Origin of the sequence: Pseudomonas sp. FP1740, from assembly GCF_030687165.1 — a bacterium.
Lineage (GTDB): Bacteria > Pseudomonadota > Gammaproteobacteria > Pseudomonadales > Pseudomonadaceae > Aquipseudomonas.
In genome coordinates, this window is the sequence record NZ_CP117461.1 from 6,082,586 (window position 1) to 6,095,525 (window position 12,940).

At 60.7% G+C, this 12,940-nt stretch carries 11 protein-coding genes; 3 read left to right on the forward strand and 8 right to left on the reverse strand.

Annotated elements, in window-relative coordinates; genetic code table 11:
* Positions 1-50 precede the first annotated feature (50 nt).
* The 7 genes from purU to PSH69_RS27450 form a co-directional block, all read right to left on the reverse strand.
* Entirely contained in the window at positions 51-908 is an 858-nt protein-coding gene (gene purU / locus PSH69_RS27420; protein ID WP_018928799.1) for a formyltetrahydrofolate deformylase, read from the reverse strand.
* A gap of 135 nt (positions 909-1,043) precedes the next feature.
* Positions 1,044-1,676 carry a sarcosine oxidase subunit gamma gene (locus PSH69_RS27425; protein WP_305410345.1) on the reverse strand — a complete coding sequence of 211 codons (633 nt, stop codon included), beginning with the start codon at positions 1,674-1,676 and terminating at the stop codon, positions 1,044-1,046.
* Between the two features lie 57 nt (positions 1,677-1,733).
* Positions 1,734-4,751, reverse strand: coding sequence for a sarcosine oxidase subunit alpha (locus PSH69_RS27430; protein ID WP_305410346.1), 3,018 nt, complete (start codon positions 4,749-4,751; stop codon positions 1,734-1,736).
* The gene (locus PSH69_RS27435) at positions 4,748-5,077 is read right to left on the reverse strand and encodes a sarcosine oxidase subunit delta (protein WP_007907563.1); all 330 of its coding nucleotides are present in this window, start codon (positions 5,075-5,077) and stop codon (positions 4,748-4,750) included. Before PSH69_RS27435 ends, PSH69_RS27430 begins: the two co-directional genes overlap by 4 nt.
* 14 nt (positions 5,078-5,091) lie before the next feature.
* Positions 5,092-6,342: a sarcosine oxidase subunit beta gene (locus PSH69_RS27440; RefSeq protein ID WP_007936415.1), complete on the reverse strand. Its 1,251-nt coding sequence runs from the start codon at positions 6,340-6,342 to the stop codon at positions 5,092-5,094.
* A gap of 23 nt (positions 6,343-6,365) precedes the next feature.
* Positions 6,366-7,619: a serine hydroxymethyltransferase gene (glyA, locus tag PSH69_RS27445; RefSeq protein WP_018928796.1), complete on the reverse strand. Its 1,254-nt coding sequence runs from the start codon at positions 7,617-7,619 to the stop codon at positions 6,366-6,368.
* 316 nt (positions 7,620-7,935) lie between these two features.
* Positions 7,936-8,652 carry a TraX family protein gene (locus tag PSH69_RS27450; RefSeq protein WP_305412881.1) on the reverse strand — a complete coding sequence of 239 codons (717 nt, stop codon included), beginning with the start codon at positions 8,650-8,652 and terminating at the stop codon, positions 7,936-7,938.
* 128 nt (positions 8,653-8,780) lie between these two features.
* Between PSH69_RS27450 and PSH69_RS27455 the strand changes: the two genes are divergently transcribed.
* The 3 genes from PSH69_RS27455 (at position 8,781) to PSH69_RS27465 (ending at position 11,552) form a co-directional block, all read left to right on the forward strand.
* The gene (locus tag PSH69_RS27455; protein ID WP_018928794.1) at positions 8,781-9,821 is read left to right on the forward strand and encodes a low specificity L-threonine aldolase; all 1,041 of its coding nucleotides are present in this window, start codon (positions 8,781-8,783) and stop codon (positions 9,819-9,821) included.
* Between the two features lie 149 nt (positions 9,822-9,970).
* Positions 9,971-10,504, forward strand: a complete 534-nt coding sequence (locus PSH69_RS27460; RefSeq protein WP_305410347.1) for a transposase — start codon at positions 9,971-9,973, stop codon at positions 10,502-10,504.
* Positions 10,505-10,727: 223 nt separating this feature from the next.
* Positions 10,728-11,552: an NAD(P)-dependent oxidoreductase gene (locus PSH69_RS27465; protein ID WP_305410348.1), complete on the forward strand. Its 825-nt coding sequence runs from the start codon at positions 10,728-10,730 to the stop codon at positions 11,550-11,552.
* A gap of 72 nt (positions 11,553-11,624) precedes the next feature.
* Here the strand turns inward: PSH69_RS27465 and gbcB are convergent, their stop codons facing one another.
* Positions 11,625-12,725 carry a glycine-betaine demethylase subunit GbcB gene (gene gbcB / locus PSH69_RS27470; protein WP_019580682.1) on the reverse strand — a complete coding sequence of 367 codons (1,101 nt, stop codon included), beginning with the start codon at positions 12,723-12,725 and terminating at the stop codon, positions 11,625-11,627.
* Positions 12,726-12,940: the final 215 nt, after the last annotated feature.

The following is a 12,940-nucleotide window of genomic DNA, read 5'->3' on the forward strand; positions in this document are numbered from 1 at the left end:
CCTTCGGCAGCGTCTACAGAGACAGGCGATCTTTTCAGGCAGTAAAAACGCTAGAGAACAACTGTCCTGTTAGCGTTAAGGAACACGCGTCTTTCAATGTGATAACCCACGGCCCGCGCCAACGTCAGCCCTTCGATATCGCGCCCCTTGGCGATCAAGTCTTCGGGATAGTGGCTGTGATCCACGGCTTCCACGCCCTGGGCGATGATCGGACCTTCATCCAGATCGTTGTTGATGTAATGCGCCGTGGCGCCGACCAGTTTCACGCCTTTGTTGTAGGCCTGGTGATACGGCTTGGCGCCCTTGAAGCCCGGCAGCAGGGAGTGGTGAATGTTGATCGCCTTGCCGTCGAGTTTGCGGCACAGCTCTGGCGACAGAACCTGCATGTAGCGGGCAAGAATCACCAGCTCGGCGCCGGCCTCTTCGATCACCTGCCAGACCTGGCGCTCTTGCGATGGTTTGTCGTTGGGGTCCAGCGGAAAATGGTAGTACGGAATCTGGTGCCAGTCGGCCAACGGCTTGAGGTCCGGGTGGTTGGAGACCACCGCGACCACGTCCATCGACAACTGGCCGATGCGCTGGCGGTAGAGCAAGTCGTTGAGGCAGTGATCGGCCTTGGAGACCATGATCACCACTTTCGGCCGGTAGTTCGGCGGGGTCAGCTCGAAGACCATCCCGAAGGCGGCACCACGCTCCGCCAGGCCTGCGCGGAAGGCTTGTTCGTCGAAAGCGTCGGGTTGCCGAAACTCCACTCGGATGAAGAAACGGCCTGAGAGCCGGTCATCAAAGGAGTGGTGCTCGGTGACGTAGCAGCCCTGCTCGAACAGAAAGCGGGTCACCGCATCCACGGTGCCGAGGACGCTTGGGCAGTCGGCGGTCAGAATCCATGTGTCTGGGGCGCGGCTCATAGTGCGGTGACTCCTGTAGCGAAACTGATCGTTCCCACGCTCTGCGTGGGAACGCCGCCATGGACGCTCTGCGTCCGCTTTGGGACGCGGAGCGTCCCGGGATGCATTCCCACGCAGAGCGTGGGAACGATCATGTCAGGCCTGAACGCTAAGCCCGTACTCAGCTGACGCATCCTGCAACCACAACCACCAGTAATCCGAGAAGCTGCGGCGAATCAGCAGTTCCCAGGTGTCTTCGGCGGTATGGCGGATCACCAGTTGCGACTTGGCGAACACCGTGCCAACAGCCTTGCCCACCGGGAAGTTGTTGGGGTGCACGTCGTAGCTGGTGGACTTCATCAGCACCTGACGCACGTTCGGGCCGCTGAGTTCGAGGATCTGCTGGCCACCGCTGACGTTGACGATCTGGATGTGCAGGTCGCCCAGCGCTTCACGGAGTTTTTTCTCAGCGGCGAATTCTTCACCGGTCGGCACGATCAGCAGCCATTCATCCGGCCCCATCCATTGCAGGCTGGTTTCGCCTTTGATGATCACGGTCAGCGCACCTGGCAACTCGATGCCAAGGGCCTTGTGCACACCAGCGGCGAACGCGGCGTCGTGGCCATCGCCACGGATAGTCAGGTGACCGAGGAGTTTTTTCTCACGCACGATCACGCCGGCGTTCTTGCGACCCTTGCCCACCAGGCTGGCGAGGTCGGCGTGATGCAGCGACGACTCGGCCTTGGCCCCAGTGGTTGGGCGTTGTTGGTAAACATTGGCTGCGGTCATAAAGCACCTGTCCTGAATTCTTTGTCGCCCCCCGCGCCTGGCGCGGGGGGTGATCGATTACACGTTCTGGCGATCGCCTTTCGGATCGAAGAACACCGAAGAAACGATTTCCGCCTCGATCACGCTGCCGTCGGCCAGCGGTGCGAACACCCGCTCACCCATGCGCTTCAAGCCGCCCTTGACCACGCCCATGGCAAACGAATAGCCCAGGGAGTTGTGCAAGTAACTGGAAGTCACGTGACCCACCATGGTCATCGGAATCGCTTGCTTGGTGTTGAACACCAGTTGCGCACCTTCCGGCAGCCATTTGGTCGGATCGATCGGCTTCAGGCCAACCAGCTGTTTGCGCTGATCACGCACACAGTCTTCGCGGTTCATGCCACGCCAGCCGATCCACGAGAACGGTTTGGTGCGACCGACACACCAGCCCATGTTCAGGTCGTCCGGGGTCATCGAGCTGTCAGTGTCCTGACCGACGATGATGAAGCCCTTCTCGGCCCGCAGTACGTGCATGGTTTCAGTGCCATATGGCGTCAGGTTGTACTTCTTGCCAGCATCGACAATTTTTTCCAGCACGCCCATCGCATAGTCGGCCTGCACGTTGACTTCGTACGACAGCTCACCGGTAAACGAAATCCGGAAAATCCGCGCCGGCACGCCACCGACCAGGGCTTCTTTCCAGGTCATGAACGGGAAGGCATCGTTGCTCAGGTCGGCGTCGGTGACTTCGCTGAGCAGCTTTCGGCTGTTCGGCCCGGACAGGGTCATGGTTGCCCAGTGATCCGTCACGGAAGTGAAGTACACCTTCAGGTCTGGCCATTCGGTCTGGTGGTAGATTTCCAGCCATTGCAGCACGCGCGCAGCGCCGCCGGTGGTGGTGGTCATCACGAAATGGTTGTCGGCCAGGCATGCAGTCACGCCGTCGTCGAACACCATGCCGTCTTCTTTACACATCAGGCCGTAGCGCGCCTTGCCCACGTCGAGCTTGGTCCAGGCGTTGGTGTAGATACGGTTGAGGAACTCGCGGGAGTCCGGGCCCTGGATGTCGATCTTGCCCAGGGTCGAAGCGTCCAGCAGGCCGACGCTGTCGCGCACGGCTTTGCATTCGCGTTTTACGGCGGCATGCAGGTCTTCGCCGTTTTTCGGGAAGTACCAAGGACGTTTCCACTGACCGACGTCTTCGAACTCGGCGCCATTCTTCACGTGCCAGTGATGCAGCGCGGTGAAGCGAACCGGCTCGAAGATGTGCCCACAGTGACGACCGGCCACGGCGCCGAAAGTCACCGGCGTGTAGTTCGGGCGGAACATAGTGGTGCCCATCTGCGGGATGGTCACGTTCAGCGAACGGGCGGCGATGGCCAGGCCGTTGACGTTGCCGAGCTTGCCCTGATCGGTGCCGAAGCCCAGTGCGGTGTAGCGCTTGACGTGCTCGACCGACTCGAAGCCTTCGCGGGTCGCCAGTTCGATGGCGGCTGCGGTGACGTCGTTCTGCAGGTCGACGAATTGCTTCGGCGCACGGGCAGTGGCTTTTTCGTGAGGCACCTGGAACAGCGCCAGGGTCGGCTCTTCCAGTCGGCTCAGGGCTTTGGGCAGTACGCCCTCGACCTTGCCGAAACCGGCTTCGCTGGCAGCGCGAGCACCGCCTTCAAAACCATCGGCCAACGAATCGCCGAGGCTGTAGACCCCGTTGATGCCACCGACGCACACGCGTTTCTGCGGTGCCTCGCCCGGTACGAAACCGAGGATGTCTTCACGCCAGATCGGCTTGCCGCCCAGGTGCGAAGCCAGGTGAACCACCGGGCTGTAGCCGCCGGAACTGGCGACCAGGTCGCAATCGAGCCATTCGCCCGGGCTGGTCACAGTGTGTGCTTTTACATCAATCGCTGCAACGCGAGCGGCGGTCACGTGCTTGCTGCCACGGGCCTCGATCACGGCGCTGCCGGTCAGGATGCGAATGCCTTTGGCGCGCGCTTCTTCCACCAGCGCACCGCGAGGGTTGCTGCGGGCGTCGGCGATGGCCACCACTTGCAGGCTGGCGTCGAGCCAGTCCAGGGCAACGCGGTAGGCGTGGTCGTTGTTGGTCGACAGCACCAGTTTCTTGCCCGGTGCCACGCCATAGCGACGTACATAAGTCGACACAGCGCCGGCGAGCATGTTGCCCGGCACGTCGTTGTTGCCGTAAACCAGTGGACGCTCGTGAGCGCCGGTCGCCAACACCACGCGCTTGGCGCGAACCCGGTGGATGCGCTGACGCACCTGGCCGATCGGGGCGCGGTCGCCGAGGTGATCGGTGAGGCGCTCGTGAATGGTCAGAAAGTTATGGTCGTGGTAACCGTTGACCGTGGCGCGCGGCAACAGCAGCACGTCAGGGGTGTTTTTCAGCTCGGCGACGACGCTGGCAACCCACTCGGTAGCTGGTTTGCCATCGAGGCTTTCGCGGGAGTCGAGCAGGCTACCGCCGAACTCTTCCTGCTCATCGGCCAGGATCACACGGGCGCCGCTGCGGGCAGCCGCCAGTGCAGCCGCCAGACCCGCAGGGCCAGCGCCGACGATCAGCACGTCGCAGTGCTGGTTCATGTAGTCGTAGGTGTCCGGATCGTTCTCGGTCGGCGAACGGCCAAGACCGGCTGCCTTACGAATGTACTTCTCGTAAGTCATCCAGAACGATTGCGGGTACATGAAGGTTTTGTAGTAGAAGCCCGGTGGCATCAGCTTGCCGCCGACCTTGCCGAGAATCCCCATCATGTCGTTGTTCACGCTTGGCCAGCCGTTGGTGCTGGTGGCGACCAGGCCTTGATACAGCGCTTGTTGCGTGGCGCGTACGTTCGGGATCTGCGTGGCTTCGGTCGCACCGATCTGCAGCACGGCGTTCGGCTCTTCGGCACCGGCGGCGAAGATGCCGCGTGGGCGCGAATACTTGAAGCTGCGGCCGACGATATCGACACCGTTGGCCAGCAAGGCTGCGGCCAGCGAGTCGCCTTCAAAGCCTTTGTAGACCTGGCCGTTGAAGGTGAAGCTCAGCACTTTGTTGCGGTCGATGCGTCCGCCGTTGGACAGGCGATTGATCTGGCTCATACCTTCTCTCCCAGAGCCGTGGCGGCCGCTTTCGGGCTGTCGGTCTTGTCGGTGAACTGCGGCTTGGTGCCGATCTTGTAGGTTTCGAGAATTTCGTAGGTCACGGTGTCACGGGTCACGTTGAAATACTGACGGCAACCGGCGACGTGATCCCACAGTTCGTGGTGCAGACCGCGAGGGTTATCGCGGAAGAACATGTAGTCGCCCCACTCCTCGTCGGTGCAGCTGTTCGGATCCAGTGGACGCGGGATGTGCGCCTGGCCGGATGCATGGAATTCCTCTTCAGAGCGCAGTTCGCCACAGTGAGGACAGAAGATATGCAACATAGGGATTTCTCCTGTTAGTGGGCGACTGCTGCAGCGCCGTGTTCGTCGATCAACGCACCGCTGTGGAAGCGGTCGATGGAGAAAGGTGCAGCCAATGGGTGCATTTCACCCTTGGCCAGGCTGGCGGCAAACACGTTGCCCGAGCCAGGTGTAGCCTTGAAGCCACCGGTGCCCCAACCGCAGTTGAAGAACATGTTCGGTACCGGAGTCTTCGAGATGATCGGGCACGCATCCGGCGTGGTGTCGACGATGCCGCCCCACTGACGGTTCATGCGTACGCGCGACAGCACCGGGAACATCTCGACGATGGCCTGGATAGTGTGCTCGATCACCGGGTACGAACCACGCTGGCCGTAGCCGTTGTAGCCGTCGATACCGGCGCCGATCACCAGGTCGCCCTTGTCGGACTGGCTGATGTAACCGTGTACGGCGTTGGACATGATCACGCTGTCGATAATCGGCTTGATCGGCTCGGACACCAGCGCTTGCAGCGGGTGCGATTCGATCGGCAGGCGGAAACCGGCGAGTTTGGCCATGTGCCCGGAGTTACCGGCAGTCACCACGCCGACGCGCTTGGCGCCGATGAAGCCCTTGTTGGTTTCAACACCGATGCACACACCGTTTTCCTTACGGAAACCGATCACTTCGGTCTGCTGGATCAGGTCCACGCCCAAGGCGTCGGCGGCACGGGCAAAGCCCCACGCCACGGCATCGTGACGGGCCACGCCGCCGCGACGCTGAACGGTTGCGCCCATCACCGGGTAGCGGGTGTTCTTGGAGCAGTCGAGGTACGGGATCTCGTCTGCCACTTGCTTGGCATCAAGCAGTTCGCCGTCCACGCCGTTGAGGCGGTTGGCGCTGACCCGACGCTCGGAATCACGAATGTCCTGCAGGGTGTGGCACAGGTTGTAGACGCCACGCTGGGAGAACATCACGTTGTAGTTCAGGTCCTGGGACAGGCCTTCCCACAATTTCATCGCGTGTTCGTACAGGTGTGCCGACTCGTCCCACAGGTAGTTGGAGCGCACGATGGTGGTGTTGCGCGCGGTGTTACCGCCGCCCAGCCAGCCCTTCTCGACCACGGCCACGTTGGTGATGCCGTGTTCCTTGGCCAGGTAGTAGGCGGTCGCCAGACCATGCCCGCCACCGCCGACGATGACCACGTCATAGACCTTTTTCGGGGTCGGCGTACGCCACATGCGCTGCCAGTTTTCATGGTGGCTGAGGGAGTGTTTGAAGAGGCCGAAGCCCGAATAGCGTTGCATAGTCATTTACTCCAAAACCGCGCTCAGCGATAAACCGGGAAGTCCGCGCACAGGGCTGCCACATGCTGCGCGACATTGGCCTCGACATCGGCGTCGCCGAGGTTGTCGAGGATGTCGCAGATCCAGCCAGCCAGTTCAACGCACTGGGTAACCTTGAAGCCGCGAGTGGTCACCGCCGGGGTGCCGATACGCAGGCCGGAGGTCACGAACGGCGACTGTGGATCGTTCGGGACAGCGTTCTTGTTCACGGTGATGTGGGCCCGACCGAGTGCTGCGTCCGCCTCTTTACCGGTGAGGCCCTGACGGATCAGGCTGACCAGGAACAGGTGGTTATCGGTACCGCCGGACACTACATCGTAGCCGCGTTTGATAAATACGCCGGCCATTGCCTTGGCGTTGTCGATCACTTGTTGCTGGTAGGCCTTGAAGCCAGGCTCCAGTGCTTCCTTGAAGCACACTGCTTTACCGGCGATGACGTGCATCAACGGGCCGCCCTGGGCACCAGGGAATACCGCCGCGTTGAGCTTCTTCTCGATTTCTTCGTTGGCCTTGGCCAGGATCAGGCCACCACGTGGACCGCGCAGGGTCTTGTGGGTGGTGGTGGTCACTACGTCGGCGTAAGGCAGCGGGTTCGGGTACAGGCCAGCAGCGACCAGACCGGCGACGTGAGCCATGTCGACGAACAGCAGGGCACCGACCTTGTCAGCGATCTGGCGGAAACGCGGGAAATCGAGGGTCTTGGAGTAGGCCGAGAAACCGGCGACGATCATCTTCGGCTTGCATTCAACAGCCAGGCGTTCGACTTCATCGTAGTCAATCAAGCCGGTTTTGGTGTCGATGCCGTACTGCACAGCGTTGTACAGCTTGCCCGAGGACGACACTTTGGCGCCGTGGGTCAGGTGACCGCCGTGGGCCAGGCTCATGCCCAGAATGGTGTCGCCGGCTTGCAGCAGGGCCAGGTAAACGGCGCTGTTGGCCGAAGAACCGGAGTGCGGCTGCACGTTGGCGTAATCGGCACCGAACAATTGCTTGGCGCGTTCGATGGCCAGGGCTTCAACCTTGTCGACGTGCTCGCAGCCACCGTAGTAGCGCTTGCCCGGATAGCCTTCGGCGTATTTGTTGGTCAGGCCACTGCCTTGCGCTTCCATCACGCGCTTGCTGGTGTAGTTCTCTGACGCGATCAGCTCGATGTGATCTTCCTGGCGTTGCTCCTCGGCATTCATCGCCGCCAGCAGTGCATCGTCGTAACCCTGAATCTGGTCTTGCTTGCTGAACATCGCGTCTCTCCCAGCGGCGGCGGTGCGCCTTTCGTCTCGGTGAGGCACTGGCATTTCGGCAGTGCCCTTTGATAGCGATGGTATGACCGGCGCAGACAGGTCAAATGCCTATGGACGCCACGCAAAGGTGCGTTTACGACATGGGCCGAGAAGGCTGAGCCAGGAAGGCTCTTGTGGCGAGGGGGCTTGCCCCCGTTCGACTGCGCAGCAGTCGCAAAATCGACAAACGGGGTTTGCCTGATAAACCACGCTCTGAGGGTTTAGGGCCGCTTCGCAGCCCAACGGGGGCAAGCCCCCTCGCCACAGGGGACGGGCGTCAGGCGATGAGTTGGCGCAAGGCCAGAAGTACGAGGAAATGCCCGGGATAGAGGGCGTAGGCCCAGCGGCGCATCGGCGGTGGCTGGATGCCTTGGGCATGTCGCAATAGCAGCAGGCCCGACAACGGCGCAATCAGACAAACGACAATACCCAAAATCGCCGCACCGCTGCCGAACCAGGCAGCGGAGTACAGCACTTGCCATTGATTGGCCGCCAGGCACACCAGCCCCGGCAACAGGCCGAAATACCAGGGCCGCTGGATCACCAGCAACATCGACAGTGGCAACAGCACGCCGAAAAAGCCGAACATCAATCGCTGCGGGAACAGTGCCGCCAGCACCAAGGCAACGACCGCCAACAGACGCGACTGAACTGGCCCGTGCTGCCAGCCACGGGCCACCAGCAACCCCATGCCCAGCGTAGGCAATACATTCAAGGTGTCGTGATCAGGAATGTACATCCGATAGGGAATTTCGCTCAGGGCACTAAACAGCAACAACCAACCGAGGTAGCGCCACTGGCCATCGGTCGCCACTGTACGGACACGCGCCAGGTTCGCCGCCATCGCCAGACAGAACCACGGGAACGCCAATCTGCCCGGCACATACAACAGATCGAGGGAATAACCGACATATCGCAGGTGATCGAGCACCATGCTCAACAGCGCCAGCCACTTGAGCAGATCCAGTGCACCGTCCCTCTGCGTCATGTGCATAATTGCCCGAGACGTTTTGTATTTTTCTGACAGACTCATCCCGTGTGCTCCCCGGACGATCTTCGGTAAAGTGCACATCATCATTGACCAACGAAGCGCCACAAGCGCCTCGATCACGGAAGCCGGCCATGACCGACAAGAGCCAACAATTCGCCAGCGACAACTATTCCGGTATCTGCCCTGAAGCCTGGGCTGCCATGGAACAGGCCAACCACGGACACCAGCGCGCTTATGGCGACGATGAGTGGACCGCACGCGCCGCGGATCAATTCCGCAAACTGTTCGAAACCGACTGCGAAGTGTTCTTCGCCTTCAACGGCACCGCGGCCAACTCGTTGGCCCTGTCGTCGCTGTGCCAGAGTTACCACAGCGTGATCTGCTCGGAAACCGCCCACGTCGAAACCGACGAATGCGGCGCGCCGGAGTTTTTCTCCAACGGTTCCAAGCTGCTCATCGCCCGCACCGAAAACGGCAAGCTGACGCCGGAATCGATCCGCGAAATTGCCCTCAAGCGCCAGGACATCCACTACCCGAAACCACGCGTCGTGACCCTGACCCAGGCCACTGAAGTCGGCAGCGTGTACACCCCGGAAGAAATCCGCGCCATCAGCGTCACCTGTAAAGAACTGGGCTTGAACCTGCACATGGACGGTGCCCGTTTCTCCAACGCCTGCGCTTATCTGGGTTGCTCGCCAGCCGACCTGACCTGGAAGGCCGGCGTCGACGTACTGTGCTTTGGCGGTACGAAAAACGGCATGGCGGTGGGCGAAGCGATTCTGTTCTTCAACCACAAACTGGCCGAAGACTTCGACTACCGCTGCAAGCAGGCCGGGCAACTGGCGTCGAAGATGCGCTTCCTCTCGGCCCCCTGGGTCGGGATTCTTGAAAACGACGCCTGGCTCAAATACGCCCGCCACGCCAACCACTGCGCGCAGTTGCTGGCCGAACTGGTGAGCGACATTCCTGGCGTCGAGCTGATGTTCCCGGTGCAGGCCAACGGTGTGTTCCTGCAACTCTCGGAGCCGGCCATCGCCGCACTGACCGCCAAGGGCTGGCGCTTCTACACCTTCATCGGCAACGGTGGCGCACGGTTCATGTGCTCGTGGGACACCGAAGAAGAACGCGTGCGGGAACTGGCAGCGGATATTCGGCACGTGATGACAGCCTGACGCCCTCATCAAACTGATCGTTCCCACGCAGAGCGTGGGAACGATCACGGTGGCGCATCGCAATTTCTTACTCGCTCTGCGGCGCTGTCCTCTAGCCCCCTCACGCAACCCCGCTCACCCTAGTCATTCCCTCGCAAGGGAATGCATCCATGGGCCGAAGCCGCTATACCATCACCGAACCCGACAAACCCCATTTCCTGACCTGCACAATCATGGAATGGCTCCCACTGTTTATCCGCCCCTACATTGTCGACCACCTGCTCAACTGCTGGCGTCACCAACAAACTCATCAGAACCTGCAGCTGTATGGCTATGTGATCCTGGAAAACCATTTGCACTTCGTTGCCGAAGCTCCAGACCTGAGCAAATGCCTCAGCCAGTTCAAGTCCTTCACCGCGCGTCAAATCATCGATGACCTGCAAAGCAAAGGTGCCGAACGCGCCTTACAACGACTGCGCTGCAGCAAACGGGCTCATAAGCAGGACCGGGTTTATCAGCTATGGCAGGAAGGCTCGCACGCGGAAATGGTGTACAGCGAAACGGTAATGCGCCAAAAGCTCGATTACATCCATTACAACCCGGTGAAGCGAGGGTGCGTGGAATTACCGGAGCACTGGCGCTACTCCAGCGCGAGAAACTATGCAGGGATGGAGGGCTTGATCGAAATTCAGTGCTGGTACTGAGCCCTCCCCATCTGATCGTTCCCACGCTCTGCGTGGGAATGCAGCCCATGATGCTCTGCGTCGCATCAGCGGTGAGGCAGGAACGCAGAGCGTCCCAAGAGGCATTCCCACGCAGAGCGTGGGAACGATCATTTAGCGTTCGACTTCAATCCGCAAGACTTGGTCTACATTGACTGGCGAGCCCTTTCGATCCGCTCGGATCACACCCATTGGGAGCGTACGCATGTCACTACAAGGCAAAACCCTGTTCATTACCGGCGCCAGTCGCGGGATCGGGCGTGAGATTGCACTGCGGGCCGCACGGGACGGGGCCAACATCGTGATTGCCGCGAAAAGCGCCGCCCCTCACCCTAAACTGCCTGGCACCATCTTCAGCGTGGCAGCGGAAGTCGAAGCCGCAGGTGGCAAGGCGCTGGCCCTGGAGGTGGATGTGCGCGATGAAACCATCGTGCGTCAGGCCCTGGCTGACGCCAATGAGCATTTCGGCGGCATCGACGCACTGATCAACAATGCAGGAGCGATCAAGCTGACCGGCGTGCAGCACATCGAACTCAAGCGCTTCGACCTGATGCACCAGATCAACACCCGCGCCGTGCTGCTGTGCAGCCAGGCCGCCCTGCCCTATCTGAAAAAATCCAGCGGCCACATCCTCAACCTGTCACCGCCGCTGAACCTGGCCACCAAATGGTTCGCCCAATACAGCCCCTACACCGTCACCAAGTACGGCATGAGCATGCTCACCCTGGGCATGAGCGAGGAATTCGCCGCCTACGATATCAGCGTCAACTCTCTATGGCCGCAGACCATGATCGCCACGGCTGCAATCGAGTTTCAGCTCGGATCGCGCGAATCTTTCAAACATGCCCGCACACCCGCGATCATGGCGGATGCCGCCCACGTCATTCTCGACAGCAGCGGTCGCAGCATTACCGGTCGGTTGCTGATCGATGAGGAGATTTTGCGCGAGCAAGGGGTGACGGATTTTGAAGGGTATCGGTATGCGCCTGATTCCACCGACAAACTGATGCCAGACCTGTTTGTCGACTGACTGAAGCGCACCCTCTACAGGCGCTGCCGAAGGCTGCTCCTGTAGAGGTTATTCAGTGATCATCTCGAGCGATCAATACTCGATCCGCACGTCACCCTTCGGCACGCTGCAGCAAGACAGGATGAACCCTTCGGCTTCGTCTTCCTCGGTAATCCCGCCGTTGTGTTCCATTTCCACTTCGCCGGCAAGCTTCATTACCTTGCAGGTACCGCAGATACCCATGCCGCAGGCCTTGGGGATCATCAGGCCCAGTTTCGCGGCAGCGGCGTGGACGGTTTCGCCCGGGGCCACGCGGATACTCTTGCCGGAGGCGGTGAATTCCACCTGGTGCAGATCCGCCGCGTCGACTTCCGGCGCGTCCGCTGCTTGCTCGGCTTGTTCCACCGCGTCGGCACGGGCTTCTGGCGGCGTGGCGCCGAAGGATTCTTCGTGATAACGCTTCATGTCAAAGCCCGCCGCCTCGAGCATGCGCTTGACCGCATTCATGTACGGGGTCGGGCCGCAGCAGAAGACTTCACGGTCGAGGAAGTCCGGCGCCATCAATTCGAGCATCTTGTGATTCAGGTAACCGCGATAACCGGCCCACGGCTCGCCCAGACCGTGCTTCTCGCAGATCAGGTGCAGGCTGAAGTTATCGATCCGCGACGCCATGTGCTCCAGCTCGCGGTGGTAAATGATGTCTTTGGGCGAGCGGGCGCTGTGGATAAACACCATGTCGACATTGCCGTTGGTGTCATAGAACCAGCGGGCCATGGACATGCACGGCGTGATGCCGACGCCGCCGCTGAGGTAGAGCACTTTCGGCGCCGGGAAGTCCATGGCGTTGAACAACCCGACCGGCCCGTGCACCGCCAGCTCCTGGCCTTCGTGCAGGGTGTCGTGCAGCCAGTTGGAAACCTTACCGCCCGGCACGCGCTTGATGGTCACCGAAAAGCTGTACGGCACCGAGGGCGAACTGGAAATGGTGTAGGAGCGCATGATCGGCACGCCGTCGATTTCCAGCTCCAGGGTGACGAACTGCCCGGGCTTGAAGAAGAACAGGATCGGCTGGTCAGCCATAAAGCAGAAGGTGCGCACATCCCAGGTTTCCTGGATGACTTTGACGCAACGGACAATATGTCGACCATTGGCCCAGGTCTGGGTGGTTACCGGGTTCAGGAAGTTGTTGGACATGCTGATCTCCACGGCCGACTACCGGCCTTTATGTTGGCGATTCTGCGTATAGCGCAGCCCCGCCATTTACCTATCTGCGACATTGACATACTTATCGCGACCAGCCCCCAATTACCGGGGGTTGCGCGTCGGGAACAGATTGGGCCATGTCGCCCATGGATAAGGTTGTGGTGCGCGCCGGCCCCACACTCGCCCCATACCAAGACATAATCTTT